Annotated in this window: 23 protein-coding genes and 1 pseudogene; 11 read left to right on the top strand and 13 right to left on the bottom strand. The window is 55.1% G+C overall.

What is annotated here, in order from left to right; genetic code table 11:
* Positions 1-2: 2 nt before the first annotated feature.
* Positions 3-1,685, bottom strand: a complete 1,683-nt coding sequence (locus D8670_RS18295; protein ID WP_121819550.1) for an acetate--CoA ligase — start codon at positions 1,683-1,685, stop codon at positions 3-5.
* A 611-nt stretch (positions 1,686-2,296) separates the two neighbouring features.
* On the opposite strand from D8670_RS18295, the gene D8670_RS18300 reads away from it, so the two are divergent.
* Together D8670_RS18300 and D8670_RS18305 are read left to right on the top strand one after the other, a co-directional pair.
* Complete coding sequence (locus D8670_RS18300; protein WP_121819551.1) at positions 2,297-2,668, top strand: MarR family transcriptional regulator; 372 nt, start codon at positions 2,297-2,299, stop codon at positions 2,666-2,668.
* Positions 2,665-3,014: pseudogene (locus tag D8670_RS18305) on the top strand (type II toxin-antitoxin system PemK/MazF family toxin). The gene D8670_RS18300 and the pseudogene D8670_RS18305 overlap by 4 nt, the downstream one beginning before the upstream one ends.
* 390 nt (positions 3,015-3,404) lie before the next feature.
* On the opposite strand, the gene D8670_RS18310 reads toward D8670_RS18305, so the two are convergent.
* A complete protein-coding gene (locus tag D8670_RS18310) occupies positions 3,405-4,232 on the bottom strand; it encodes an SDR family NAD(P)-dependent oxidoreductase (protein WP_121819552.1) in 828 nt (275 codons plus the stop codon).
* Positions 4,233-4,500: 268 nt separating this feature from the next.
* On the opposite strand from D8670_RS18310, the gene D8670_RS18315 reads away from it, so the two are divergent.
* Positions 4,501-5,838, top strand: coding sequence for a glycerate kinase type-2 family protein (locus D8670_RS18315; RefSeq protein WP_121819553.1), 1,338 nt, complete (start codon positions 4,501-4,503; stop codon positions 5,836-5,838).
* On the opposite strand, the gene D8670_RS18320 is transcribed toward D8670_RS18315, so the two are convergent.
* The 4 genes from D8670_RS18320 to D8670_RS18335 are packed head-to-tail and all read right to left on the bottom strand — an operon-like array spanning position 5,832 to position 10,443.
* Positions 5,832-7,178, bottom strand: coding sequence for a glycerate kinase type-2 family protein (locus D8670_RS18320; protein ID WP_121819554.1), 1,347 nt, complete (start codon positions 7,176-7,178; stop codon positions 5,832-5,834). The genes D8670_RS18315 and D8670_RS18320 overlap by 7 nt on opposite strands.
* Positions 7,179-7,238: 60 nt before the next feature.
* Entirely contained in the window at positions 7,239-8,108 is an 870-nt protein-coding gene (locus D8670_RS18325; protein ID WP_121819555.1) for a carbohydrate ABC transporter permease, read from the bottom strand.
* Positions 8,108-9,016, bottom strand: coding sequence for a carbohydrate ABC transporter permease (locus D8670_RS18330; RefSeq protein ID WP_162994361.1), 909 nt, complete (start codon positions 9,014-9,016; stop codon positions 8,108-8,110). The genes D8670_RS18325 and D8670_RS18330 overlap by 1 nt, the downstream gene beginning before the upstream one ends.
* Before the next feature lie 29 nt (positions 9,017-9,045).
* Positions 9,046-10,443 (bottom strand): ABC transporter substrate-binding protein, encoded by a 1,398-nt coding sequence (locus tag D8670_RS18335; RefSeq protein WP_121819557.1) that lies wholly within the window; start codon positions 10,441-10,443, stop codon positions 9,046-9,048.
* 155 nt (positions 10,444-10,598) lie between these two features.
* Between D8670_RS18335 and D8670_RS18340 the strand changes: the two genes are divergently transcribed.
* Entirely contained in the window at positions 10,599-11,747 is a 1,149-nt protein-coding gene (locus D8670_RS18340; protein WP_121819558.1) for an ABC transporter ATP-binding protein, read from the top strand.
* Between the two features lie 22 nt (positions 11,748-11,769).
* Here D8670_RS18340 and D8670_RS18345 read toward each other — a convergent pair whose 3' ends face one another.
* Complete coding sequence (locus tag D8670_RS18345; protein ID WP_121819559.1) at positions 11,770-12,825, bottom strand: Ldh family oxidoreductase; 1,056 nt, start codon at positions 12,823-12,825, stop codon at positions 11,770-11,772.
* An 83-nt stretch (positions 12,826-12,908) separates the two neighbouring features.
* The gene (locus D8670_RS18350) at positions 12,909-13,928 is read right to left on the bottom strand and encodes a 2-hydroxyacid dehydrogenase (protein WP_121819560.1); all 1,020 of its coding nucleotides are present in this window, start codon (positions 13,926-13,928) and stop codon (positions 12,909-12,911) included.
* Between the two features lie 104 nt (positions 13,929-14,032).
* Here D8670_RS18350 and D8670_RS18355 point away from each other — a divergent pair, with 104 nt between their 5' ends.
* Together D8670_RS18355 and D8670_RS18360 are read left to right on the top strand one after the other, a co-directional pair.
* Complete coding sequence (locus D8670_RS18355) at positions 14,033-14,746, top strand: metal-dependent hydrolase (protein WP_121819561.1); 714 nt, start codon at positions 14,033-14,035, stop codon at positions 14,744-14,746.
* 59 nt (positions 14,747-14,805) lie between these two features.
* Complete coding sequence (locus tag D8670_RS18360) at positions 14,806-15,903, top strand: zinc-binding dehydrogenase (RefSeq protein ID WP_121819562.1); 1,098 nt, start codon at positions 14,806-14,808, stop codon at positions 15,901-15,903.
* Positions 15,904-15,914: 11 nt separating this feature from the next.
* Here the strand turns inward: D8670_RS18360 and D8670_RS18365 are convergent, their stop codons facing one another.
* Positions 15,915-16,913, bottom strand: coding sequence for an LLM class flavin-dependent oxidoreductase (locus D8670_RS18365; RefSeq protein WP_162994362.1), 999 nt, complete (start codon positions 16,911-16,913; stop codon positions 15,915-15,917).
* A 103-nt stretch (positions 16,914-17,016) separates the two neighbouring features.
* A complete protein-coding gene (locus D8670_RS18370; RefSeq protein WP_205254115.1) occupies positions 17,017-17,754 on the bottom strand; it encodes a 4-carboxy-4-hydroxy-2-oxoadipate aldolase/oxaloacetate decarboxylase in 738 nt (245 codons plus the stop codon).
* A gap of 182 nt (positions 17,755-17,936) precedes the next feature.
* On the opposite strand from D8670_RS18370, the gene D8670_RS18375 reads away from it, so the two are divergent.
* From D8670_RS18375 to D8670_RS18385, 4 genes are all read left to right on the top strand, one after another.
* Entirely contained in the window at positions 17,937-18,638 is a 702-nt protein-coding gene (locus D8670_RS18375) for an IclR family transcriptional regulator (protein ID WP_121819565.1), read from the top strand.
* A gap of 786 nt (positions 18,639-19,424) precedes the next feature.
* The gene (locus D8670_RS21175; RefSeq protein WP_162994363.1) at positions 19,425-20,000 is read left to right on the top strand and encodes a hypothetical protein; all 576 of its coding nucleotides are present in this window, start codon (positions 19,425-19,427) and stop codon (positions 19,998-20,000) included.
* A gap of 493 nt (positions 20,001-20,493) precedes the next feature.
* Complete coding sequence (locus D8670_RS18380) at positions 20,494-21,930, top strand: dihydrolipoyl dehydrogenase (RefSeq protein ID WP_121819566.1); 1,437 nt, start codon at positions 20,494-20,496, stop codon at positions 21,928-21,930.
* Positions 21,931-22,054: 124 nt separating this feature from the next.
* Positions 22,055-22,411 carry a DsrE family protein gene (locus D8670_RS18385; RefSeq protein ID WP_121819567.1) on the top strand — a complete coding sequence of 119 codons (357 nt, stop codon included), beginning with the start codon at positions 22,055-22,057 and terminating at the stop codon, positions 22,409-22,411.
* 321 nt (positions 22,412-22,732) lie between these two features.
* Here the strand turns inward: D8670_RS18385 and D8670_RS21585 are convergent, their stop codons facing one another.
* The 3 genes from D8670_RS21585 to D8670_RS18400 form a co-directional block, all read right to left on the bottom strand.
* Positions 22,733-24,148: a cupredoxin domain-containing protein gene (locus tag D8670_RS21585; protein ID WP_121819568.1), complete on the bottom strand. Its 1,416-nt coding sequence runs from the start codon at positions 24,146-24,148 to the stop codon at positions 22,733-22,735.
* 335 nt (positions 24,149-24,483) lie between these two features.
* Positions 24,484-24,672, bottom strand: a complete 189-nt coding sequence (locus D8670_RS18395; RefSeq protein ID WP_121819569.1) for a hypothetical protein — start codon at positions 24,670-24,672, stop codon at positions 24,484-24,486.
* A 63-nt stretch (positions 24,673-24,735) separates the two neighbouring features.
* A complete protein-coding gene (locus tag D8670_RS18400; protein ID WP_121819570.1) occupies positions 24,736-25,470 on the bottom strand; it encodes a helix-turn-helix domain-containing protein in 735 nt (244 codons plus the stop codon).
* 89 nt (positions 25,471-25,559) lie between these two features.
* Here D8670_RS18400 and D8670_RS18405 point away from each other — a divergent pair, with 89 nt between their 5' ends.
* Positions 25,560-26,672, top strand: coding sequence for an MBL fold metallo-hydrolase (locus D8670_RS18405; protein WP_121819571.1), 1,113 nt, complete (start codon positions 25,560-25,562; stop codon positions 26,670-26,672).
* Positions 26,673-26,676 lie beyond the last annotated feature (4 nt).

The raw sequence follows: 26,676 nt of genomic DNA on the forward strand, positions 1-26,676 counted from the left end.
TGTCAGTCCAGTCCTTCCCGCTCCCGGAGAGCACCACGGCGGATCTTTCCCGTTGTCGTCCGAGGGAGTTCGTCTGTGAACTCTATTTCTCGAGGGTACTCGTACTTGGCAAGTTGGGATCGTACGTGTGACTCAATTTCACCCGCAAGTTGATTTGAGGGGCTGATGCCGTCATAAACCATAACGAAGGCTTTCGGAACTTCGTCCCGGAGGTCGTCAGGAATACCAATGACGCCGGCGTCGCGGACTGCCTCGTGACTGGTGACAGCGTCTTCGACTTCCGCTGGTCCGATACGGTAGCCAGCGCTAATGATGACATCATCAGCCCGTCCGTGGAAAGCCACGTAGCCGTCTGAATCAATGGAAACAAGATCCTCGCAACGAAGCCAACCCTCTTCCGTCACTTTCGCCGCTGTCGCCTCAGGCCGATTCAGATACTCAGTAAAGCAGAGAGGTGTATCAGTATGGATTGCCAGTTCGCCTATCTTGCCTGGTTCGTCGAGGACATCACCTGTCTCCGGATCGAGAACCGCCACCTCAAATCCGGGTGATGGACGACCTATGCGTCCTTTGCGATGGGGGACTCCAAGGACTGTGCAGTCACCGATTCCCGCTGGGGCTTCCGTCTGACCATAGGCTTCGTGGACGACAGCGTGTGAGAAGGTTTTTTCGGCCCAATCAACGAGGCTATCGCTGAGTGCCGTGCCGCCACTGCCTATGACACGGACCGAGGAGAGGTCAAATTGTTCAGCCAGCTCCTCCTCTTCTCGCATTAGACGGAGCGCCGTCGGCGGGACCCACTGAACGGTGATGTCATACTCGTCAATAAGGGCAAACTCCTGTTCTGGAGTGAATCCGTTCCGATCGTGGAGGACTACTGGAATTCCGTAGAACAGACCTGGGAGCACGACATCAAAAAGGGACTGAACCCAAGACAGCTCTGAGACGGCGCGGTAAACCTCTGTTTCGTCGATAACAAGATCATGTAGGGTTAGCGAGGCAGGTAGCACTCCGAGTAGAGATCCGTGTCCATGTACGACACCTTTTGGCGCTCCTGTTGTCCCACTGGTGTAAAATATAATAGCTGGATCGTCAGGGACAGTTGTACTCGTCTCGAAATCACCAGATCCAGTGGCGATTGCCTCTTTCAGAGGCACTTCTGGGTCGGTTGCGTTAATCTCATCTCCAGTCAATTGAACACGGAGCGATTTAATCAATGGGGCTACCTCACGGTACGCGTTTACGTTGTCGGCGTAAGCGAGTATCCCTGACGGAGCTGCATCGTTAAGGCGGTTACGCAGGCCGTCTGGTCCAAGTAGTACACTCACTGGAACCGAGACTGCTCCGAGTTTCCAAGTCGCTAGATTGGCAATAAGTGTTTCCGGACGTTGTGACCCGCTGATGGCGATCCGATCTCCTTTCTCGATTCCCTGTCTATGGAGATAGCTTGCTAAGCTATTTGACGCCGATTGGAGGTCTCTAAATGTTAGATCGACTTTCGCTCCGTCTCTGGTAGTTGCATGGACTGCAGTTCGATCCTGTTGGGCTGTCCATCGATCGCAGACATATGTTGCCAGATTAAAGACCTCGGGGACATCCCATTCGAAAGCTTCCCGGAGAGAGTCAAAACTTGTCCATTCCTGTCGGTCAAAACGGTAGGCTTCAGGTGTCGGCGGAGATACCATATCAACTCTGCATAGGGCTTACACTATATAGGTGCGGACCCGCGATAAACTCCGTATTTGCCGTCTGTCAGTAATGGTGAGATCTGGGAATCGGATGGACAGGGTACTTTGGGGCTGGATCTTTGAAGACGCAGTCGGCGGTTACATTGACTCGGCCTTGAAGGTCCTAAACTGGTGTAGGCCGCTGAAATCCTTAGGTTTGTAGTCACCTGCCTACTCCTCTTCAGATATCTATATTGACTTCCGGGAAACTGGGAGGACGACACGAATAGCCCGATGGTGATCGGTTTGTAGATGACCCTGTTAATGACTGGATTGGGAGCTAATCTTAGATATCTTAGTTAGATCTCTAAGTTAAGAATCTGTGTTCGATGTACTGGGCAAGAACCAGAACGAAGGGAACTACACTGATTCGTCGTCACCACCAATTACAGAACTGCTAATTCTGGTGTAGTCTCAACTTCTCTGCTCGTTTGGAAGTTGAGACTAGCCATCTCAATGCATACGGTTCTCGAACTGGTTTATGGCTACGGGTGAACAATTTCCTTCGGCATTTTCGTAGCTTTCACACCTAACTCTCTTTACAGAGCATACCGTATCTCCATTCAGTGATGTCCATCGACCGAGATACCTTTGAGAATACGAGCGAGGACGAGCTTGAAGAACTCTCCGTGCCTAATCAAGTCCTCGGGTTTCTCGACGCCAACGAAGATCGCGCGTTCAAGGCTCGCGAAATCGCCTCCCAGATCGGCGTCGACGAGGGCGCAGTTAGCACTGCGCTCTCCCGACTAAAGGATCGCAACCTCGTTGAACACAAGGCTACGTACTGGGCAATAACCGACGATGCCGAGCGGCTTGACGGATACAGTGGGTACGAACGCGCGACCGCACTGTTCAACGAGCAACTCGGTACAGAGGACGAGGAGTCCTGGCGGGAACACGCACCCAGCGAGCCGCACCCCAGTGTCGAGGACGAACGGTGACCGACGAAGACCCTCCGATCTTCGAGCGTGGAGATGTCGTCTACGGCGATGATCCATTCAAGGGTGACGAGGACGCTCGGCCCTGGCTCATTCTCTCGAACCATGAGGGACGGCCGTTTCACGGCGAGCAATACATCGCGCTGACGTTGACGTCGAAATCCTGGATGGACGGCCTCATCGACATTCCCGAGGAGAGTTGGCTTCGTGGCGGTACGCCAGACGAGAGCCGGGTCATCCCCTGGGTGTACAATCGATCGGTCACGAGGATATCGATTTCTGGCAGGGCCGTCTGGCGGATGATCTCGTCGATACCGTAACTACTGCTCTCGTCAACGAACTTCGGTAGCGAATTTTGAGCACTCACGCTTCTACGCGTTACAGCTTTTCCTGACTGTAGTCTCATCTTCACGACGGGCATATTCTGTATAGCGACATATGATTTAGAAACGCGAATTAGAGAAGAATCGTACAGCTCTCTGCCGATTCTACAGTGGAAACCTGGTGTATGAGTCCACTCACGTTTAGCCTGAGAAACAGCAGTACATTCTAGTGGGTCGACGCTGTACGGTAACCCGACAAGATGGAACCTAGCCAGAACGACGCTACTTCTGGTCACCACCCGGAAAACTCTATTCGTCACATTTATCGACGAAAAAGCTGACCGCCATCTACGAGGAAGGAAGCACTTAGTTCCTATGCCACTCGAACGTATAATTCCAAAGTGAAATAAAAGAAATTATTGGAGATTTCCACCACCGCTAACGCGTAGAATCGTTCCGGTGACGTAGCTCGCTCGATCGCTGGTTAAGAAGAGGACGCCATCGGCTACATCGGAAGGTTGGCCAAGTCGCCCCATCGGCCGTTCGTTGCCCCATTCGTTGAGAACAGACTCTGCAGTCTGATCGGGATCGTCTCCGGCGATTTGTTCGGCTTGGTAATGCACTTGAGAAGTGTGCGTAATATCGGTTGAAACAGCATTCATTCGGATGCCGTCACTTGCTAGTTCATGAGCCATTCGCCAAGTAAGGCCGTTAACTGCTGTATTAGAAACAGAATAGAGCCTCCCACGTCCACTTCGCCGATCAGCCGTCTGACTTGTGACGTTCACTATCGCACCATCAATACCTTCCTTCTTCATGTGGTCAGCAATGAGTTTAGATGTCTGATACTGGGAACGTACATTGACATCCATCGTGTAATTCCAATCATCAAGAGAGGCCTCAACCATGGATTCTTCCTCGGGCCATACCGCTGCGTTGTTGACAAGGATATCCACTGTTTCGAACTCATCGATCGCGGTTTCGACCATTGCTTTGACCTCGGCTGACTCTCCCATATCTGCTGGAACACCAATCACGGAGCCGGATTCATTGATGTGGGGGGCAGTCTCTAATGATTCGATTTCGTCTGTTGTCTCTTTGACGGAATCTTCACTACGTGAATTAACCAGAACGTTCGCACCTGATTCATAGAAAGCTTCTGCGATTCCTCGTCCAATACCGCGAGTCGAGCCAGTTACAATGACGGAGCTGTCACTGAAATCATAATTGGCTGTTCCAACCATACTATCTGTTTTTCTTTTCCAGTGAAAAAGAGTTTCGGCAGGTGGCCATCTTATCGAATTACTCAGTGAAGGTTGTAGTGTATACTGATTTTGGCCCTTCTCATCCGCTAAATGAGCAGGTTTATTTATCGAGATGTTCCATTCACGGGAGTAGTATGCAAACTACCCGCGTGGATAGGAGAGCGGAATCTATATCGATCGAAGAAGGAATGATATTGGCATCGTTAGTTCGGAACAATAAGGATGCACCAACACATGGTTACACTTTATGACTGAATACACTGAGACGAAGGTCCGTTTTGAGAGGTCGGAAGATATCACGTCGGAAGAAGCGCTTGCGCTTGATTGTTTAGAAGCAGGTATCGAAGCAGCAGATCCTAATCAAGCTGTACAGCGTGCAATTTCCATCGAGGATGGCTCGTTCAAGGTCGGTGGCAATGCGTATGACCTTGATCGGAAGCTTATCGTCGTCGGTGGTGGAAACGCAGCTGGACACGCGGCTAGTGCTCTCGAAGATATCCTCGGTGAACACTTAGACCGCGGTGCTGTGGTGACGGACAAATCTGTGGAAACCGACCATATAGAAACGCTTGATGGCGATCATCCAGTTCCCAGTCAGCAGGGAATGGAAAGTACTGAAACTGTTCTCGATCACGCTCATGGGGCGACTGCGGACGATATCGTTATAGCTGTCATTGCAGGTGGCGGTAGTGCACTAATGCCTGCTCCTGTTGGGAAACTGTCTATCGATCAACTACAGACAGTCACGGAATCTCTGCTTCAAAGCGGAGCTGATATCCATGAAATAAACACCGTCAGGAAGCATCTATCGGCAGTTAAAGGTGGGCAGCTCGCGCGAGTCGCTGCACCCGCGACCATAGTCAGCCTAGTCTTCAGCGACGTCGTCGGAAACGACCCGAGTGTCGTGGCGAGCGGTCCCACGGCACCAGACGACACGACGTTCGAAGATGCCTTAGCAGTGCTCGAACGGTTCGATATCGATCCCCCTCGTACCGTCGAACAATATCTTCGTGCCGGATCAAGAGGAGACCACCGTGAAACCCCAAACGCCGACGCGTCGTGCTTCGAGTCTACTTCGCAACACATTATCGCCGACGGATACACAGCGATCTCGGCTGCCGCAGAGAGGGCAGAACAGAACGATTACCGTTTTAGTATTCTTTCTTCCCGGATTCGTGGTGAGGCCCGCGAAGCGGCGCGCTCGCACGTCGCTATTGCCGAGGAGGTGATTTCGACAGGGCATCCAGTTGAACCCCCTGTCGTGCTGATATCCGGTGGGGAAACGACTGTCACCGTCTCCGGTGATGGCACCGGTGGTCCAAATCAAGAGTTTGCTCTTTCCGCAGGCATCGAAATCGACGATATAGACATTACCGTTGCGAGCGTTGACACGGACGGACTTGATGGTTCCACGGACGTGGCCGGTGCGATTGTTAACTGTGATACTGTTGACGATACTTCCAGTGCGAAGCAAGCACTCCGACGAAACGACGCCTATCCGTATCTGGAAAACGCCGGTGCGCTTCTCTCCTGTGGCCCGACAGGTACGAACGTGAATGACCTGCGCGTGGTTATCGTTCAATAACTGTCGACTTCGTCGACGATGAGGATATGGATATCGTTAACGTTTGTCCCCGTCGTACCGAGTTTGACGAGGTCGTCACGTCGGGAGAGATAATCAAAGGTATCGTTAGCATTGAGTGCATCCCAAGCCTCTTGTTGCTCACTACCAGTTTCGCCATCAACGACTGCGCCACCTACTTCTGCAAACCCGTCGAAGCCGTCGGTAGCTACACTTGCCAGAGCGACGTTAGTTTTGAGACGCTGCTGGAATTCGATAGCAGAACTTAGGGCGAACACTTGATTTGGACCAATATCGGAGCGACGGGGAGTCATGATAGTCGTCTGCCCGCCGGAAATGAGCGCGAGTGGGGGCTCAACTGGGATGTTCGATACGCGGCACTCCTCAGCAGCGGCGACATGTGCCTTGGCAATTTCGCGTGCGTCTCCACGTAGACGCGACGAAAAGAGTAACGTATTGAGTCCTCTGGTCTGCGCGTGATCGCGTGCCGCTTTCAGTGCCGTCATTCCGTCGGCGAGAACGTGGTGAGAGACACGGTCAAAAATGGTCTCACCTGGTTTTGGAGTCTCCTCAACCCGTCCCTTGCTGCCACGTTCAAGATGTCGGTACACGCGATCGGGGACATTAACGTCGTGTTGTCGCAGTACTCGGAGTGCATCATCGAACGTCGTCGTGTCGGGTGCAGTAGGACCACTTGCAACTGCCCCGATCGGATTTCCGACGACGTCGCTGAAGACTAGGCTGACTACGTTTGCAGGCGCTGCAGCGGCCGACAGTTTGCCGCCTTTGATTGCAGAAAGGTGCTTACGAACGACGTTGATGTCTTCGACTTCTACACCTTCACTAAAGAGAAGACGTGTAAGTTCCTGGAGATCTGTGAGTGAGACATCCGCAACTGGTGCCGAGAGAAGCGGACTGCCGCCGCCGGAGACTACCGTCAGGACAAGGTCTTCTCTATCGGCCTCTTCGGTCAATTGTAGAACTCGGCGTGCACCAGCCATGCACTGTTCGTTCGGAACGGGGTACTCTCCCTCTACAACTTCCACGTGCTGAGTTGGGACCGGATCATCTGTGACGACGACTCCTTCCGAAATCTGGTCTCCGAGAAGGGTTTCAAGTCTTGCTGCAACGTGGCCTGCGACGTTTCCACCCCCCACAAGAATGATATCCCCGTACTCATGGAGGTCGTAAGTCGTTCCGTCGATCTGGAGTCGGTTCTCATTCACCGAGAATTTGTCTTTGAGGACTGCCTCAGGATGAGCGGCGTCGATACCCGCCTCGACGCATTCTATCGCCAACTCCCTTGCGGGAGTGCGAGCGAGTCGGTCTCGGTTTTCGATCATACTGAGGAATAGAGTGGCGGGGTCATAAAACTCCTCAGCCGACGATGAGCGGAGATTTGCTCAATTCGCCAGCTGGAAGCCCCGTAGCAGGTACCGCTGCAGGAAGTAGACTAGTAGGAGCGGAGGAACCGCAATAAGGGCGCTTGCGGACAGAATGGCACCCCAGTCAACAGCGTTCGACTCTGTGAAGAAGAGTACACCAACCGGAAGTGTTCGAAGCGACGGATCCTGCATGAGGATATTCGCCATCGTGAAGTCATTCCAGGAAACGGCAAACGAGAAGATGGCGACTGCGACGAGCCCCGGTTTCGCCATGGGTAGTGCGATACCGAAGAAACTCTGCATACGACCAGCGCCGTACATCCACGCGGACTCTTCTAGACTGATCGGTATCGTCTGGAAGAACTGCCACATCAACCAGACGCTAAACGGAACAGTGAGTGCAGACTGTGCGAGAATGAGTCCGACGTACGTGTTTGTGAGACGAAGTGAGAACCACAGCAGGAACATCGGCATCACGAGCAGGATCGGCGGATACATATACGAGAATATAGTTGTCTGTGCGATCTGTTTCTTGAACGGCAGTTCAAGTCGGGTCAACGCGTAGCCTGCCAGCGTTGAGGTTATGATCGTGACAGCCATTACGCCGATCGCGACGATGATGCTGTTCAGATAGAACCTCAGGAACTGGGAATCGAACAGAAGTGCGTTGAAGTTTTCGAGCGTTACCTCGTTCGGCAGGTAGAATACTTCTCCCGAGTAGAGTTCCGATCGAGGTTGGAGTGCAGACTTGGCCATCCAGTAGATCGGGAAGAAGTACACGATACTCATGGCTACGAGAAGACCATAGAGTGAATAGCGCTTGAGCTTCTTCCGGCGATCCCAATCTACTGCTTCCCCAGTTCCGATGATGTCGTCGACAACGCTCATTATGTCGCCACCTCCTCGGCCGGATTGAATATACGCATATAGGCGATTCCACCCAAGACGAGCAGGAAGAACAGAAGCGTTGACGCGGCGAGCGCGAGCCCCATCCGATACTCAACGAAGGCGATCTCATAGATGAAAATTGGGAGCGTCGTGGTGGCTTCTGCCGGTCCCCCTCTGGTGAGAATCCAGATGATATCGAACTTGTTGAACATCCAGATGCCTCGAAGCAGTAACACCAGCAGAATGACGCTACGAATGTTTGGTAGCGTTACATCGCGGAACTGCTCCCAAGCATTTGCGCCGCACATTCTCGCTGCTTCGTAGTGGGTTTCGGGAATCGACTGTAAACGTGCAAGTACCATCATAACGATGAACGCCGTGAACTTCCAAGAGTTTGCAACGATTAATGATGGCATCGCCCACGTTTCACTTCCGAAGAAAGATACCGGATCGTTGGCAAGACCCGTATCTTGGGCGAGGTTACTCATCACGCCGAGCTGCGGGTGACCCATCCACGTGAATACCATTCCGACTACGATAGTGGGAATGAGATACGGGAGTAATGCCACTGCTCGAGCCAGAGCGATTCCTTTCAATTGTTTATTCAGGAGTAACGCTGTCGGGATGGCAAGCAGAAGCTGAAGGAACGTTGATCCCAGCGCGAAGTAGAGTGAGCGCCCGAGCGAATCCCAGAACCCAGCATCTCCGAAGAGGAGTGCTTCGTAGTTCTGGAACCAGATGAATTCTTGATCGAGACTGAGTGTTCCCATCGCGAACAGGGAATTGTACAGGGCCCAAGCGACTGGGAGAAACACGACGAATACGACGAGCGCGACGACTGGGAACAAGAAGGTCGCACCAAGGAGCCTATCACTCTCTATCCATCGCTCGCGGATGCCATCGGGCATGTATTCAACAAACTTTGCTGTAGAGATCGTCATTCTTTGAGGCTCTGGAGAGTATCTCGAAGGTTATCTGCCGCACTGTTCACGGCTTGTTCCGGTGCGACACCGTTGATATTCATCTCATAGAGAAGGGTCCCGAGATGCTGGCTCGTGAATAGTGACGGACCGTATTCATTGTACGGATCAGTCTCGCCACCCCAGCTAACACCCTTCTCGAAGGACTCTCGAACCACTTCGAGATCTCGCTCTGAGAAGTTACCCGCGATGAAATCATCTTCTCTATAAGCATCCATCTCCACGATACTCGTCATCGTCGGGAAGTTGTGGACAGGCCCAACGGATGTCAGGAAGTCGATGACACGGTTCTCTCTGGCCGTGAATTCGATAAACTGTCTTGCTTCTTCCTTGTATTCTGCGTCCTGCATCAGTACCCAGCCGCCGCCATTGTTGATGAAACTCTCTGTTCCGTTATGAACGGGGAAGTGGGGTCGAACGTTCTGCGTCTGATCAGGCGTATTATTGATGACCTGCAGCTTGGCGCGAGGTCCGTAGATGCAGTGTGCTGAATTCCGGGAGACATACGACTGGAGGATGTCGCCCCATTCGAAGTCTCCTGCCTCCGGTGAATACTGGTGGAGTTCATTCAGGAACTCGGCGGTCTCGATCGCCTTTTGCTTATTTTCGCCCTGATCAAGTGCGATCTGGACTTCCCCGTCCTGTCGGGTTGCGACGTTCCCACCGTTGCTCTTCAGGAAATTCCAGAACGTGAACGATGAAAGTTCTGAGCTGGCGCTCGGGACAACAGTCCCAAACATATCGTCGGAGTTGATCTCTTGTGCGATTTCGAGGTATTCGTCCCACGTGAGTCCCGCCGAACTCTCAAGATTGTACTCTTGGTAAACGTCCTCCCAATACCAGACCTGTGTCGGATTCGTCCACAGCGGAACAGTGTAGTCGTCTCCATCTATTGCCAGTCGAACGTTCTCTGGTATGCTACCATTGTATTCCTGTTCGAACGTTCCGATCAGATCTTCGACAGACTCCAACTGATCGCGGGTTGCGAGCTGTGCCGCTTGTCCCGTGTCAAGCGTGGCCAGCTCGGGCGTATTCCCTGTCTGGATAAGAGTCGAGATACGTTCGGTCGGCGACAGACTGGTATAGTCCATCGTGACTGTGGTACCGGTCTCCTCTTCGAAGTCAGAAGCCATCTGGTCGAACCACTCTTTTGCCGCTTCGTTCGTTTCACCAGTAACGACGTGGACTTCCTCTTCACCACCATTACTACCGCCGCCTCCGAGCAGCCTCACGCAGCCCGAAAGCGCAGCGATCGTACTGCCTGCACTTGCTGCGAGGAATGAACGCCGACCAACTTTCGATCGCGATTCACTCGTCTGTCCATGGGCATCTCTACCCGCACCTGCATCTGCCATACAGCCAGTACCATTCGGGACGACTATTTAATATTAATGGTTATTTCTACGCCCTCCCCTCACTATTCTTTTAGGTCAGTCTCCCCCCATCGGAGGATTTATATCGGGCGGGGAAGCTTACTTGCAAGTGGTTCTCAACCACTATAGAGGACACTATGGCAGCAATTCAAATCGATAACCTGCGAAAGGTGTATCGCGTCGCCGGGAATGGCGAAGTCGCCGTTGACGGCATCGACATGACTATCCAAGACGGCGAGTTCGTCACTATCGTCGGCCCAAGTGGTTGCGGGAAAACAACGACCCTCCGTTGTATCGCAGGGCTCGAAGAACCGACTGAGGGGACAATCACGATCGGGAGCGAAGAGGTGACAAAGAAACCGCCGCAGCGACGGAACCTTTCCATGGTCTTTCAGGATATCGCGTTATACCCGCACATGACTACGCGGGATAATATCGCTTATCCAATGAAACTCGAAGACGTTCCAAAGGACAGCCAACAGGAGAAGATCCAGAAGGCGACAGAAACGCTCCAGATTAGTGAGCTACTCGATAAGATGCCGAGTGAACTCTCTGGTGGTCAAGCTCAGCGAGTTTCGCTCGCGCGTGCCATCGTCCGAGACCCAGCTGCCTTCCTGCTAGACGAACCGATGAGTGACCTTGACGCGAAGCTGAAGATGGAGATGCGAAAAGAGTTCGGTAAGATTCACCGAGAACTCGACGCGACGATGGTCTACGTTACTCACGATCAGGAAGAGGCAATGACGCTCTCCGACAAACTCGCGGTCATGAACGACGGCCGCGTCGAGCAGTTCGGGAGTCCAGATCACATTTACCAGAATCCAGCTAACGTATTCGTCGCACAGTTCATCGGAAGTCCGAGTATCAATCTCCTCGACGTGACGCTCGATTCTGTTACGTCCAAAGAAGTAACTGTCAAACTAGAGACTGGAGAACGCATCTCCTTCCCGTTTGACCCAGATTTCAGTGCGGAACCGGACGATCTGCCTCAAAACTTGGTTCTTGGATTCCGGCCGCGCCATACGAGAGTTTTCGCTCCTGAGGACGCCGACACTGGTATCCAGGCCAAGACAGTCCTCAACGAGCCTATCGGAGACGAAGTCATCCAGTATCTCGAGGGCCCCCAAGGCGAACTCCGGGCAGTAATTCCACGTAACGAGATAATCGACGAAGACGAGGAGACTCTCGTCCAAGTACAGACATCGGGCACGTTCCTCTTCGACCGCGAATCCGGTGAGCGAGTCATTCGAGGTCGCGAGGAGACGCAGCCGGTTCTTATATCGTAGCCGTTTCTGGATATTTTCTGTACTACTTCGGGAACATAACGTCGTATTGGCGTCCTAAGTCTTCTAACGTCCCCACCACGCCAGGGCCGAGCGGAATCCCGCTTCGTTCTCGTTCTTTACGGGTTTCTGCCTCAATCTCCCCAGGTAGCTTGACCTCTTTGATGCCCTCTTGTGTTCGGGTCGCCTTCAGTTCCTCTACTAAACGGTCGATATCAGCCTTGAATGCGTCAATATCTCGGAAAGCACTAGGATCGATCGCACCGACGAAGTGTCCGACCCTCTGGGGCCGTGAGTAATCGTCGTAGAGTGAATCAACCTCGGGGCTTGTCCCCATCGACGAGAGAACGCCTGAACAGACATCAACGAGGAGTCCGAGTCCGTAGCCCTTTGGACCACCCGCTGGGCGGAGTGCGTGGACTTCTTCAGGAGCAGTTGTGGGTTGGCCTTCTTCATCGATCGCCCAGTCATCCGGTATCATTTCTCCTTCTTCTTCGGCAACATGTATTTTGCCTTTTGCGACGACGCTGGTAGCCATATCCAGGGTAATTGGGAATGAGAGATTCGTTGGAATAGAGTAGCCTAGCGGATTCGTCCCGAAGAACGGATCTATTCCGCCGAAGGGTGCGACGTTCGGCCCGACGTTAGTCATCGCGAGACCAATACAATCCACGGAAGCAGCCTGCTGAGTGTAATAGGCTGCTGTGCCGAAATGGTTGCTGTTCTGGACGATTGCGAACGCGGTGCCGGTTTCCGCTGCAGCTTCTACGACGGTATCCATCGCTTTCGCAGTAGCAACCTGACCGAGGCCGTCGTCGGCATCCACAATGACGGCCGAGGGAGAAGGACGTTTCACTGTCATCTCGGGATCGGCATTGAAGCCGCCTCCTTCGATGTTTTTCACATACGGCTCTAGTCTCACGACTCCGTGTGAGTCGACTCCGCGAAGGTTCGCGGTGACGAGTGCGTCGCTGACGATTCGTGCGTGCTCGCTATTGAGTCCTGCTTCTTCGAAGACCTCTCGGGCGAATTGCTCGAGAGACTCTGCAGAGAGGCGGACGTGTTCCTCTGGCTCAGACATGATTGTGACTCAGTGCTGGCGCACTGTAGCAATCGGACTCAGCATTACCGAACTAATAAAGTCCGGGGTTACGGCAGAGATAACTACGTTCGGATGTCGTACCCGGCGTCAGCGAGCGCCGAGTTAGGAAGTTCTTCCCCGTGAAGCCCTGCTACGATGTTCTCTGCAGCCATACGAGCCATCTTATCTCGGGTTCCGACACTCGCGCTGCCAAGATGCGGTAAAACGACAACTCGTTCCGGCGCGAGGTTGAGTAGAGGATGGTCCCCTGGCAGGGGTTCGGGATCAGTGACATCCAGACCTGCCCGTTTGATTTCGCCGGAATCGAGTGCTTGGATCAGAGCATCTGTATCGACGACCTCTCCCCGGCTCGTATTGATGAGAACGGCGTCTTCCTTCATCCGTTCGAACTCCACAGTACTGACGAGCCCCTCGGTTTCCTTCGTTAGCGGGACGTGAAGCGAGATGAAGTCAGAGCACTCGAACACGACATCGCGATCAACATATTCAATGTCAACCCCGTGGTTTTCCAATTCAGCCTCCGTCTCCGGTTTGCGCGATCGGCTGGAGTAGATTACGTCCATACCGAAGCCCGCACCCCGCCGAGCGACAGCTGTGCCGATGTTGCCTAGACCGACGATACCGAGCGTCGTATCGTGAACGTCCTGACCGGTAAGCAATGTTGGCTGCCATGTTTCCCACCGCCCCTCCCGGACGTAGTGGTGACCTTCGATGGTCCGACGAGCACATGTCATCATGAGCGACCAAGCGAGGTCTGCCGTCGTTTCAGTAAGTACGCCAGGTGTGTGACCGACATCGATCCCCCGCTCTGCCGCAGCATCTAGATCGATGTGGTCGTAGCCGACAGAACATGTGCTGACGACTTCCAGGGAATCAGATGCGTCGAGGACCTCTGCATCGATGTTATCGGTGAGCAGACAGAGGAGCGCATCTGCTTCGAGTTCCTGTAGGCTGGTGATAATACGTTCCTTCGATGGAGGGAGTTTTTTCTCCCACGTATGTACCTCGTAATCTGCTTCGAGCATATCGAGGCCTGCTTCAGGGATCTCACGAGTTACGTAGACGGCTGGGCGTGAAACCATACACCTCGGACTGGATCTGACTTGGAGAATAATCTGGAGAAAGAGGACTTTCTTGCCAATAAAGGAGGTACATTTACATCTTCAGGGTCGGTGGTTCGTTACGTATGTCGGAAGAGTTGACCATCGAGTACGAGGGCCTCTCAGCATTCAGCATTGAAAGCAGCAATACAAGCTTGATCGTAGATCCGTGGCTCGAACCAGCTTGGATAGACGCTACCGTCGATGACTTCGAACACGTCGATTACGTCTTCGTCACTCATGGAGCACATGACCACCTCGGATCTACATACGAGATTGCAGATCGTTCAGGTGCCACCGTCATTACGGAGCCGGCTGTCGCAGACCATCTTACCAGCCTTGGTTTATCCGACGATCAGGTGCAGTCCATGGTGTGGGGTAACCGTCTTGAACTATCAGAGTTGGGTGTCCGTGCACTGGAAACGAGTCACATCTCCTACTTCGAGTCGCAGGGTGAACACGTGACAGGAACAGCACTTGGATTCCTCTTTGAATTCGAGTCCCGGACCATTTACTACCTTGGTGACACTGCCTTGTTCTCAGACTTGGAAATGTTCGGAGAGCGATATGATCCGGATGTAGCGCTTCTTCCGGTCGGTGCAGCACCAGGCGCTCTTGCCCCTCTCCCTCCAGACGAAGCAGCGACAGCTGCCGATTGGCTGGATATCACGACAGCGATCCCTGTTCATTATGTTCCAGATGATGGTACACCCGAAGTATTCGAAGCTGAACTTGGCGACCTTGACTCTGACGTTAACTCGTTCATTCTCGAACCGGGTGAATCACTGACACTCTCATAACGGAGTTCTCTGCCAAAACCCAAGCACTTTTCCGGTTCACAAACTACTTCAGAATCGTTATGGCAAACCAAGCCAAGGCTGCAGTCCTGCGAGAGATACGCAAACCGTCAACCGAACCTCTCTCCGTGGAGGAGTTCGATATTCCAGATGTAGGTGATGAGGATATCCTACTGAAGATGGATATGGCAGGAGTTTGTGGAACTGATGTCCATATCCTCCACGACAAAGTTCCGGGCGTGGTAACACCATCTATACTTGGCCATGAGAACGTTGGCACGATAGAAGAACTGGGAGAGAATGTAGAGACAGACGCACGTGGCGAACCACTCTCCGTCGATGACCGTATCGTAGTACTGCCTGCATCCTGCCGAGAGTGCTACAACTGTGTTATCCTCAATGACGAGTCGAAATGCGAGAACCGAACAAGTGTCGGAGGATGGCTGGATGCCGATGAACACCCACATTTTGTCGGAGGGTTCGGTGAGTACATCTTCCTCACGGACAACTACGAGGTCGTAAAGATCCCGGATGATATCTCCGATGAAGCTGTTGTGATGGGTGATGCCATCCGAATTGCTGTTCACGGGTTCGATATTATCGATGGGATCGATTATGGCGCCGACGTGTTGGTCCAAGGTCCCGGTCCAGTCGGACTAGCAGCAATCGCGATGGCTGAGGATAGCGGCGCAGGCCAGATTATCGTCACTGGAGCACCGGATGAACGCTTGGAACTTGCAAAGAAATTCGGTGCCGACCATACTATCAGCATCGACAACGTCGAGGAGGAGGACCGAATCGACCAGGTGTTGGACCTAACTGATGGCCGGGGTGTCGATACGACGCTTGAGGCAACTGGCTTCCCACCGGCGGTCCGAGAGGGATTAGAAATGACCGGCATTAACGGCCAGTACCTCATTATGGGTCACTACGGCGACGCAGGAACCGTCGAACTCAACCCACACGAGATCAATCGGAAGCAGATCTCAGTTGATGGTGCGTGGTCTGCAGCGACGAAGCACTTCGTCCAAGCACTACCACTGCTCCGTCGCTTCCCGTGGGAGGAGGCAGTGACTGATTATTACTCACTGGATGAGGTGAACGAAGCCATCCAAGCTATGGAAGGGATGGAGACCGTCAAAGCTGTTATCGAGCCGTAACGTTTCGTTGGCTACTCCTTTACTTCTGGAAGAACCTCATCACCTAACCGTTCGATAGCTGTGAGCGGTTCGGGGCTTTTATTCGAATAAACGAGTGAATCGAACTCGTCGGCATAGTCGAGTGACGTTTCGATGATCGGTTCCGTTTCCGTTGTGATAAAGAAAGTATCCTCAAGGACTTCCTCGCGGAGCATACGACCATGTTTCTCGATGACGCGAGGATCAGCAATACCCTGATCGAAGAAGATATCCATTGCGTTTCCGCCCCATCGACGGCATTCTTCGATCAGTGCATCATGGTCATCACCGAGCGCGAAGGGAAGTTCAAGTACGAGTTCAATATCATCTGGGTCACGATTGGCGCGTTCGGCACCCTTCCGCAGGCCGCGTTTTAGAGCATCAATGCGGTCCTGATCAGGTTGTCCGATAGTCCACAACGCATCAGCGTATTGACCAGCGACAGCAGCTGATTGTGGACCGAATGCAGACATATAAATCGGAGGTGATGGGTCAGGGTTCGTGTAGAGTTTCGCCTCCTCAAGCGACCAGAATTCGCCGTCATAGGTATTGAACCCATCTTCATCCCAGAGCATTCGAAGGACCTTCAGGCCTTCCCGCGTGCGTTCACGGCGCTCTGGGTACTCTGGCCAGTCGTAGCCAAGGGGGATCGTGTTCATTGCCTCTCCAGTACCAACACCTAGTCGAGAACGACCCGGATACATCGCCTGTAGTGTAGCGAACGCTTGTGCAACTATACCGGGGTGATACCGTTTCAGAATGGGTGTCACAGCTGTTCCAAGAGTAACTTCGTCGGTTACTTGACCAGCTGCTGCAAGCCACATCCATGCAAATCCACAGTGGGCATCCGTATCGAACCAAGGATGGAAGTGGTCGCTGGTCCAAATGGAATCAAAACCTACATCTTCTATCAACTGGGCCTGTGTGATCAACTCGTTCGGATGATACGACTCCTGCAGGGTCTGGAATCCGATCTCTTGGAAGCCAGGCATCATCCTTACGGAGGATGACTACCCCTGTAAAACTACGTTTCCGAGCAGGCATTTCGTTTGCCGGCGACAGCGCACCCATTCAATCAGACGAAGAACTACTCGATTAGATTTCCTTGATATCGTGTTTGTTATACCGCTCTTGGAAGTTATTTATATCATATATATACTCTCCCTCTTTTATTCGTTCTAGCATTTCTTCTTCAGCATCTAATTTCTCCTGAGCGGCGGCAAGTACTTGCTCCGCATTTTCTGGTTTGACAATGGCGACGCCTTCATCATCTCCAACGACGATATCACCAGGCTCCACGGTCAGGCCACCACAGGAGACAGCCACATTGATTGAACCAGGATGTGACTTGTAGGACCCTTTTGGACTCACAGCACGCGCGTAGACGGGATAATCGAGCTCTTCGATCTCTTCGATATCCCGTACAGCGCCATCCAGAACGGTCCCTTTGAGTCCATGTGTTTTACAGGAGGTAGATGCGAGTTCGCCCCACAGACCGGCCTCAGTGTACTCATTTGCGTCGATAACTAAGATATCGCCAGGTTCTGCCATTGTGATGGCCTTATGTGCCATCAAATTATCTCCTGGGTATGTTTTCACGGTGAGAGCAGTGCCGGCCATTCTGGCATCATCATACACGGGCTTGATGGAGTGTGACATTGTATTCTCGTATTTCGATGTCACATCTGAAAGCACTGCTGTGGGAATCTCTTTGAACTTCTCAACAAGATCTTTCGGTGGTCGGTCTATATCTGAGATTACCTTGTGCATCGGTACACGGAATCCTGTGCGGACAGCGACTTTAATCCCTGGCTTTTCTGTGCTAATTGCCACCATGAGTCTTCCCACGATACGGGATAAAGTCTAGAAATATCATTTTCTATGAAGGCAGTAGAACCCTTCTATCGTGCATTTCTTTATTTCTTACTTAATACTCCTAAATATATCCTGAAAGCCTAAAACTCATTCCGTATTATGGGACAAGGTTTTTGTTACCGTCTGTTCACACTTCTTGTATGGTAAACGCGATACGGAAGTCAGTGCGGATAATTGAGGCACTTGCTGAACATCAAATGACAACAATCTCTACATTAGAGAAAGAGCTTGAGATTCCCAAGAGTACTCTCCACCGTCACCTACAAACAATGGAACAGGAGGGACTTGTCGTCAATGAAGCCGGTCAGTATCGGCTAGCACTTCGATTTCTCAATTTTGGCGAGCAAGCTCGCCGACAAAATAGTCTCTTGACCATTGCAGAAGTCGAATTAGACGATATTACGGAAGAGACTGGCCATGAATCCTATCTTGTGGTTGCAGAACACGGCCACGCAGTGTACATCTATGGATCAAACCAATCCCAGTCCGTTAAGGGAGAGATCTTCCCCGGGAAGTATACTCCCTTACCAGCTACTGCTGCCGGACGCGTACTTTTGGCTGGGATGTCCTTATCTACCAATGACGAACTGTTGGAGAGTGATTCGTCTGAACTTCCCCTTCAATCAATTCGAAACCAGAACTATGCTCTAAAAACCGGAGATGAAGAGACAAGCCGTTGGGAGATTGCTGTACCAATTTGTAATCAAGATGGTCACATCCAAGCAGCAGTAAGTGTCTCTGGTGATATGGCCGACCTGGGTCGTGAAACCATCAGTGATAGACTCATCGAGCGTGCTCAACAGGCGGCACACCGAATTGAAATAAAGTCTGGATATACGTAATTCCTTTACTATACTATTTATGTAATCCCGAATTCTGTCTATTGGTCAAAATGCATCTTACGATCATATAGCTGTAAAGGAATGGTTCAAGATGTATCCCTGGAGACATCGACATCACCGGCAATTTCGAACTCGGATGTAACGCAACGGATTTTCGCTACTCTTTTCTCTGCTGTATAGTTCAGAATATATGACGTACTGAGTGCATCTCATCCTGCGAGCAGGATTTAACATCAGCCGAAGATCTGGCTCGCATGCAGATTGAAAAAGGACAGTAACTGACACGGCAGTTATAAACCTCTGTATAGTTTCCTTCTTTATAGACTGCTACCGTGCTTTTAGACCATATTATATAGAATGGGATTTCACATATTTCTTTAATCCTTCTATAAAATTATATATTAAAATATATTTCTAATATTTTCTATTGCAAGATAGGTTCTTTGCTGATCAATTTTAAAGTAGATCCCCTCGATAATAGGAATTTTTATATATAGTTATAAACTCTATTGGTGTTTCTACTATGCTGAATATGAGTTGTGATTGATGATTTAGGCCTCACACACATTTTGTCCAGAAAACACTAGTACATTCTAGTGGGCCGACGCTGTCGGGTAACCGGAGAAGTTAGAACTTAGCCAGAACGACGCTATTCCCGGGGTCAGCGGCCAGAAAACCCTTCTTGCCGCGCCCTTCGATGACTTCCTCGACGACAAGGCGACCGCGCTTCACGAAGATGGATCACGCTCCGGTTCCTATGCTGCCCAGCTCGAACGTATCCTCCCGATGTGGATCGAATGGATGGAGGATCGGGGCGTCGCCTATCTGGAGGAGGTCGACGAACGAAGCCTCGCTCGCTGGACGAAGTACCTCTCCCGGTGCGTCAAGGCCGACGAGGGCGACTCCGACGGCGGTATCACCCGGGCGACCGCGTGGACGTACTACAACGCCGTCCGCGCGTACCTCGGCTGGTGCGTGACGTGGCGAGATCTCGACGCCAACCCGGCCGACGACCCGAAGCCACTCGACGCGATGCCCAACCGGCCGTCGCGGTCATCGGGGGACCAGCAGTTCTGGAGTCCGGAGCAGCGCCAGACGCACCTTCGCCACCTCGACGAACGTGCTCACGAGGTGATCGACGAGGACGGGTTCGCGCCCGTCTGTGACCGGGCACGGACGACCTTGACCTGGAGGCCGGCACGATCGACGTGCTCGGCAAGAGCCAGAACGAGGAACAGGCGCCGCTCACCGACCAGCCCGTCCCGGCGCTGTCGACCGTTGGCACGATGTCCTCGACCCAGCGGACGACTGGCCGTTGTTCCCAACGTTCCATCAACCGTCGCTGTGGGGTGCCGTTCGTGACGAGCTCCGCGATCGTGGCCACAATGAGGACGCCGTCGACGGGATGTTGGAGGCGTATGACGACCCGCTTGACGCGATCCGCGAGAACGATTCGACGCCCCCAGCACTGTCAACGTCGGGCGGCAGGCGGCTGTTCAGGCGACTGAGCGATGCCGCAGATGTGGACACCAGCGACGACTCGAAAGACTACCTCACGCTGCACGGCGGTCGCCGCGGCGCTGGCGAGATGTACTACCGCGAAGCCGGCCACCCCGCTGCGCAGCGGGCGCTCCGCCACGCTGACCCCTCGACGACGTCTTCTCAGTGCCGTCGCGGGTGTCCTCGTTGGCGGCCGTCAGCGCTACCCCGCCGAAAGCATCGCTGGTCCCGGCCAGGTGATCATCTCGTCGTCGAGCGTGGCGATCACCACCGATGGGAACTCCGCAGAGTATTCATTGCCCGCTTCGTCGAAACTGAGACGAGCGTTCACTGTGGCGTGTGCCGAATGAGTACTATGGAAGAGTACGACTTCCTCGCCATCGGAACCGGATCAGGACTTGATGTCGCGAACGCGGCGGCGAATCAGGGGCAGTCAGTAGCGGTCGTGGAGAAGGGTCGTCTGGGTGGCACCTGTCTCAACCGCGGCTGCATCCCGTCGAAGATGCTGCTGTACCACGCCGAAGTGATGGAGACTATCGAGCGCGCGGACGAGTTCAAGATTGACGCCAGCGTAAACGACGTGGAGTTCGGTGAGATCGTCCGCGAAGTCAACGAGGACGTTCACGGCGACTCGGACTCGATACGGGAGGGCCTCCGGTCGTCGAACCGCATCGACCTCTACGAGGGCGAAGGTCGGTTCGTCGGCGATCGCACCGTCGAGGTGAACGGCGGCACGGACGACGGCGCCGAACTGTACGCGGACACCGTCCTCGTCGCTGCGGGGACGCGCCCGTCGATCCCACCGATCGACGGCATCGACGACGTCGACTACCTCACCAGCAAGCAGGCGCTTCAGTTGGAAACGCCGCCGGACCACCTGGTGATCGTCGGCGGCGGCTACATCGCCGCCGAGCTGGGGCAGTTCTTCGGGACGTTCGGCAGCGATATCTCCATCATCGGGCGTCGGCCGACCCTGCTTCCGGACGCCGACGAGGAGGTCGCCGCCGAGTTCACCGAGCGGTACGCCGACCGCTTCGACCTCTACACCGGCTACGAAGCGACCGCCGTTTCCCAGACCGACGGAGGGATCACCGTCGAAGCGGAACCGTTCGCCGCGGCCGACGGCGGCGCGGCGACCAGTGACGCTGTGTCGGTCAGCGGCGACGAACTGCTGGTCGCGGCCGGGCGGGTTCCTAACACTGACACGCTCGACCCCGAGGCGGCGGGCATCGGAACGGACGAGTTCGGCTTCGTCGAGACCGACGAGTACCTCCGGACGATCGCGGAGGGAGTGTGGGCGCTGGGCGACATCGTCGGCGAGTACCTGCTGAAGCACAACGCCAATCACGAGGCACGGGCAGTCGTCAGCAACCTGTTTAGCGACGAACTGACGCCCGTCGACTACTCGGCGATGCCGTTCGCCGTCTTCGCCTCGCCGGAGGTCGCAGGCGTCGGCTTGACCGAGCAGGAACTCCGTGCCGAGGGTCGCGACTACGCGAAGCGCACCTACCGCTACGAGGAGACGGCACGCGGAAGCGCGATGAAGGCCGAGGGGCTCGTGAAGCCGCTCATCGACCTCGACGGCGAGATCCTCGGCTGTCACATCGTCGGCCCGGAGGCGTCGAACCTGATCGAGGAGGTCGTCGTCGCGATGACGGCGGGGTCAGGGTCCGTGCAGGACATCCGCCAATCGGTCCACATCCACCCCGCGCTCTCCGAGGTCGTCCAGCGCGCGTTCTCCGGGCAGTTCCGGCAAGGCGGCCAGAGCCACGAACACGACCACGATCACTGAATCTCCCTCTCGACAGGGGCTCCGTTCGATATATTCCCGACCGTGCTATCGTGCGACCGCCTTGACGAACGCTGTACACGCCCGCCGTCCCCTTTTGTAACTACCGGGCCACCACGCTACTGTAATGGCGAAAGCAGCTATCGTGATTCTGGCAGGCACTGAGTCGCATACCGACACCGGCCGTCTCGTGAACGGGCTCGAAGCGGCGCGGGAGTTCGCCGAGAACCCGGACGACGAACTGGAGCTCATCTTCGACGGCGCCGGGACGCAGTGGATCCCGGAACTGGAAGACGAGGACCACGAGTACCACGACCTCTACCAGCCGCTGAGCGACGAGGCGGCTGCCTGTGACTACTGCGCCGGCGCGTTCGGCGTCGACGACGCCATCGCGGACGCCGGCGTCGTCACCGTCGACGATAACGAGGGCCACCCCAGCATCCGCTCGCTCGTCGACGACGACTACGAGATCATCACGTTCTGAACGACAGGCCCGTTCGGGATCGCGCGGACCGGGACTTTGACCGTCGGGACCGACGACCTCGTTTTCGCGGCTATCACGACGATTCACCCCTCCCCGGACACTCCGAAGGAGGTTTCCCCTGCGTCCAGTCTCGCGACGCCGTCGCGGCAATCCTGACCACTCACACCGTGTCCGACCGGTCGAACGGATCCACGTCGGTTTCCCGGCGAGCTCGCGACGTCGCACTGGCACCGGACGGGACGCTAGCGACGTTGCCGGTACCGAACGCGAAGGCCGATCTCGGATCGGGATCCGGACGCGGACGCGCTCAGACCCCGACCATCACGCGAGCTCGATCGTTCCGCGCATCGAGTTCGGATGGACCTGACAGTAGTACTCGGCCATCTCTTCGCTGGCGGTGAACGTGACTGTCTGGGTCGCCCCTTCCTGCTGAACGAACTCGGACGACAGCAGGTCCTCGCCGTTCGCGTCTTCGATCGCGAAGTTATGTTGGATCCCGTCGGCGTTCTCCCAGACGAGCGTGTACTCACTGCCGGCCTCCAGTTCGAGCGTCGGGTTAGTCGATCCCTCGATGGATCCGGGCGCCTGACCGATCCAGCCACCGGCCTCGCCGGCGAGTCGGAAGTCCGCTCCTTCGTCCGCGGCACCGTCGCCCGAGTCGTCAGCCGCCTCGTCGGTCTGTGGCTCCCAATCGGCGAAGGGCGCCTCCACGAGCGTCTCTTGCTCCCACATCGCGTGGATGAACGGCTGCGTCTCCCCGTTGGGGAGTTCGAACGCCGTCTGGACGGGTTCGAAAACGGGGCCGTCGGGCCCCGCGGTGATCGGCAGGACCACGCCGTGAGTGTGATGTACCTGTCCGGCGATCGTGTTCTCGGGCGCGAGCGGCATCTCCTCGTCGAGCGCGATCCGGTACTGCTGATCGCGGACGGTCTGGGTCGTCATGATGTGCATCACCTTGTTCTCGTCGACGACCTCGCCGTCGACGAGGACGTTCCCCACGCCCCAGCAGGCACCGTAGGTGTACACCTGCGGCATCAGCGGTGACCCGGTCCCGGTCTTCCCGTGGTGCCAGGCGTTGGTTATCACGCCGCCGCCGGTTTCGTACCCCGGGATCGGCGGCTGGACGACGTGGTCGAAGTCGAGTTCGTACTCGTTGCCCGCGGGATCGGTGAAGCGAGTGTCGAGGTCGACGGTGTCCGCCGTCTCGCCGGGCGGCCCGCGGCGGTCGTACGGCTGGTTGTCGTGATACGTGACCGAGAACTCCCCGTCCGTTACCTCCGCGCGGTCGCTGTACAACGTGGGTTCGACGAACTTCTCCCGAGCGATCTCGTCGTCGATCGGTTCACGAGCCTGTTCGGGCGCGGCGACCAGAACCGGCAGGTCCTGAAGCAGCTGCGGGACCGCGTTCCCGAGCGGTTCGGGGAGCCCCTTGGCCTGCTCGATCCGCGATTCCAGGAGGTCGTTCCCGTGGCGCGGGGCGTCGGGCGTTCCGAACACGTGTGGACTCAACCGCCGTTCTCCCGGGAGCACCCAGTAGAACGTCTCGCCCGCTTCCTGTTCGACGGTGACGCGAAGTCCGCTTTCCTGCTCGTTGTCCTCTCCGTCCTCATCGACTTGAGTCGTCGTTTCGGTTTCGTTCTGCGCCGGTGCTGCCGTGTTGGCCTGGCTGCACCCCGCGAGCGCTCCGACCGTCCCGATAGCGCCCAATTTCAGAACTCTCCGTCTCGTGTGCTCCATGGGGATACCCAATTATCGATAGTGATAAACTCCTGCTGGTGTCGTGTGACTGGCAGGCCAGAGCCCGGTAACTATAAGTTCGGGCTAACGAACGGTACTAGGCTAGGGTTCGGAGACCGCGACAGAAGACCATCGGCGCGCCGTCCGCGTTCTTCCAGACGACCTCGTGCATCTGCCCTACCGTCAGCGTCAACGTCGGGTTGGACTCTCCCTCGATATCGGCGGGCCGTCTGCCGACCCAGCCGGTCGCCTCCCCGTCGAGTTCGATCCTCTCCGCTTCAGCGCCGTCGGTGGAACCGGGGACGCCGACGAGGAACCGCTGTATCGAGCTGTCCTTACTCGTCTGCAGAGAATCTCCTTTCGAGGGTTCCGGATCCGTCTAGTTCCCAAAGAGCTCGATCGAGTAACTCCCAGAGGATGTATTGCTCGTAGTGTTGGGTCGCACAGTACTCACAGGGCTGTATCTCCTGCGCTACCGCTTCGATCTCGTCTCCGTATTCCTCCCACAACGATTCGATCAGCATAGATAGACCGTCCGTAGTGCTTTACCAAGGCTTTCGCTTTCTCCGACCGCGTACGCTGGCAGCTTAGTCGGCAGTCTGTTCGTCCTGCGGCGTCTTTTCTACTTGCAGCGGATCGGTCGTCGAGGTCGCTGTGACCAGCCGCAAGTACTGTCCTGCATTTGTGAGGAGTTTGTTCTCCGCCTTCCGGAGGTGCTCTTCGTACGTCGAGCGAGCGACGGCGGTCTGATCGGCCAGTTCCCGCAGCGAGGTCTTCCGTGGTTGCTCGTAGTACCCTCTTTCCAGCGCTAACTGGAGCGCTGCCAACTGCCGGTCAGTGATGTCCTCGAACAACTGGTCGACCGGGGCCAGCATACTATGGGGGATCTGCTTCTCCGAAATCGAGGTTTTCGAGAGCAGTTCGATCTCTCGGTCAGATCGCAGATCACCGAGCAGTTCCTGAATGTTCTCACCGTCGAATGCGATTACCGTGTAGTGCTCCCAGCCATGACGGTAGATCGTCGGCGACTGATACAGACAGTCGTGTTCCTCGAAGCGATCGATGATGGACTCCTCGAGTGAACAGAGACAAGACTGTGTGACGACGTGATACCCATCGTCGTCCTCCGATTCGTGAAGAATAGTTCCAATCTGACTGATATGGTCGAGCAATTCGTCAGTCGGTGTCGTCTCTGAGGTGATTTCGAGCACTTGGCAGTCGCTCAGCGGCCATTCGCGTATGGTCAAATCCGGATACTGCTCCGAGATCTCCCGATACGGACACTCGTGCTTGACGCGAATCGAGGCCTCGTACAGACTCATACGAACGACTTCGGTCTGAAGAGAATTAACAGTGCCGGTCATGTCCGGCAGCACCCATATGCAAATATACCCCCTATTCTGGGATACTCATGCAGACGATAACGCCGGAGGAACTCAGCGAACGGTTACGAAACGACGACGATGAGCCGCTCGTCCTCGATATTCGCCACCAAGAGGACTTCGAGGAGTGGCATATCCCGGGCAGTCTCAACGTCGATGTCTACGACGCCCTGATCGAAGATCCTGAACGGGCCAAGGAGGACCTATCCGATCTCCCCGATAAAGAACGAGTCGTCACTGTCTGTGCAGCGGGTGTCGTCTCACAGACTGCGACGGAAGTGCTTCGGGAGATGAACTACGACGCAGTGACGCTCACGGACGGGATGAACGGCTGGAGCCGTGTCCACCGGCACGCGAGAGTTCCGGCCGACCTCGATGGCACGCTCGTTCAGGTCGCTCGTCCTGGGAAGGGCTGCCTCTCGCACGTCCTCGTCTCCGAGGATGAAGCCGTCGTGTTCGACCCGTCGCAGCACCTTGACGAGTACGAGGAGGTTCTGGATGCGTACGATGCCGACCTCGTCGGCGTCTTCGACACGCACGCCCACGCCGACCACGTCTCGGGTGCTGCGGAACTCTCCGACCGGCACGGCGTCCCCTACTACCTCCATCCGAACGATGCGCTCGCCATCGACGCGACGCCCCTCGAAGATGGGCAGACAGTGACTGTCGGCCATCTCGACGTCGAGGTTATCCATACGCCCGGGCACAGCGAAGGGAGCGTGTCGTTCGTCGTGGGTGATGCAGCGCTGATAACGGGCGATACGCTCTTCCACGAGAGCGTGGGGCGCGTCGAACTCGGCGTCGAAGCCGGCATCGAGGACTCTGACGTCGAACGGAACGCCGCGACGCTCTACGAGAGCCTCCAGCGTTTGCTCGACCGGCCGGACGATGCTGTGGTTCTACCAGCACACGATCCTGGCTCGCCCGAACCGCCCGTGGCCGTGACCCTTGGCGAGGTCAGAGAACAGAACGAGGACCTCGGACGCGACCGGGAGGAGTTCGTCGAGGAACTGGCTTCGGATATCCCGGACCATCCGCCGAATTTCGAGCGCGTCAAGCGAACGAACGTGGGAAAGGAATCAGTCCCCGACGACGAACTTGCCGAACTGGAACTGGGGCCGAACAACTGCGCCGCCGAGTAAATCC

The organism is Halostella limicola (genome assembly GCF_003675875.1).
Lineage (GTDB): Archaea > Halobacteriota > Halobacteria > Halobacteriales > Natronoarchaeaceae > Halostella > Halostella limicola.

Coding starts and splice junctions, on each gene's coding strand:
- D8670_RS18295 (WP_121819550.1), bottom strand. CDS start 1,685: ATGGTATCTCCGCCGACACCTGAAGCCTACCGTTTTGACCGACAGGAA.
- D8670_RS18300 (WP_121819551.1), top strand. CDS start 2,297: ATGTCCATCGACCGAGATACCTTTGAGAATACGAGCGAGGACGAGCTT.
- D8670_RS18310 (WP_121819552.1), bottom strand. CDS start 4,232: ATGGTTGGAACAGCCAATTATGATTTCAGTGACAGCTCCGTCATTGTA.
- D8670_RS18315 (WP_121819553.1), top strand. CDS start 4,501: ATGACTGAATACACTGAGACGAAGGTCCGTTTTGAGAGGTCGGAAGAT.
- D8670_RS18320 (WP_121819554.1), bottom strand. CDS start 7,178: ATGATCGAAAACCGAGACCGACTCGCTCGCACTCCCGCAAGGGAGTTG.
- D8670_RS18325 (WP_121819555.1), bottom strand. CDS start 8,108: ATGAGCGTTGTCGACGACATCATCGGAACTGGGGAAGCAGTAGATTGG.
- D8670_RS18330 (WP_162994361.1), bottom strand. CDS start 9,016: ATGCCCGATGGCATCCGCGAGCGATGGATAGAGAGTGATAGGCTCCTT.
- D8670_RS18335 (WP_121819557.1), bottom strand. CDS start 10,443: ATGGCAGATGCAGGTGCGGGTAGAGATGCCCATGGACAGACGAGTGAA.
- D8670_RS18340 (WP_121819558.1), top strand. CDS start 10,599: ATGGCAGCAATTCAAATCGATAACCTGCGAAAGGTGTATCGCGTCGCC.
- D8670_RS18345 (WP_121819559.1), bottom strand. CDS start 12,825: ATGTCTGAGCCAGAGGAACACGTCCGCCTCTCTGCAGAGTCTCTCGAG.
- D8670_RS18350 (WP_121819560.1), bottom strand. CDS start 13,928: ATGGTTTCACGCCCAGCCGTCTACGTAACTCGTGAGATCCCTGAAGCA.
- D8670_RS18355 (WP_121819561.1), top strand. CDS start 14,033: ATGTCGGAAGAGTTGACCATCGAGTACGAGGGCCTCTCAGCATTCAGC.
- D8670_RS18360 (WP_121819562.1), top strand. CDS start 14,806: ATGGCAAACCAAGCCAAGGCTGCAGTCCTGCGAGAGATACGCAAACCG.
- D8670_RS18365 (WP_162994362.1), bottom strand. CDS start 16,913: ATGCCTGGCTTCCAAGAGATCGGATTCCAGACCCTGCAGGAGTCGTAT.
- D8670_RS18375 (WP_121819565.1), top strand. CDS start 17,937: ATGGTAAACGCGATACGGAAGTCAGTGCGGATAATTGAGGCACTTGCT.
- D8670_RS21175 (WP_162994363.1), top strand. CDS start 19,425: ATGTGGATCGAATGGATGGAGGATCGGGGCGTCGCCTATCTGGAGGAG.
- D8670_RS18380 (WP_121819566.1), top strand. CDS start 20,494: ATGGAAGAGTACGACTTCCTCGCCATCGGAACCGGATCAGGACTTGAT.
- D8670_RS18385 (WP_121819567.1), top strand. CDS start 22,055: ATGGCGAAAGCAGCTATCGTGATTCTGGCAGGCACTGAGTCGCATACC.
- D8670_RS21585 (WP_121819568.1), bottom strand. CDS start 24,148: ATGGAGCACACGAGACGGAGAGTTCTGAAATTGGGCGCTATCGGGACG.
- D8670_RS18395 (WP_121819569.1), bottom strand. CDS start 24,672: ATGCTGATCGAATCGTTGTGGGAGGAATACGGAGACGAGATCGAAGCG.
- D8670_RS18400 (WP_121819570.1), bottom strand. CDS start 25,470: ATGAGTCTGTACGAGGCCTCGATTCGCGTCAAGCACGAGTGTCCGTAT.
- D8670_RS18405 (WP_121819571.1), top strand. CDS start 25,560: ATGCAGACGATAACGCCGGAGGAACTCAGCGAACGGTTACGAAACGAC.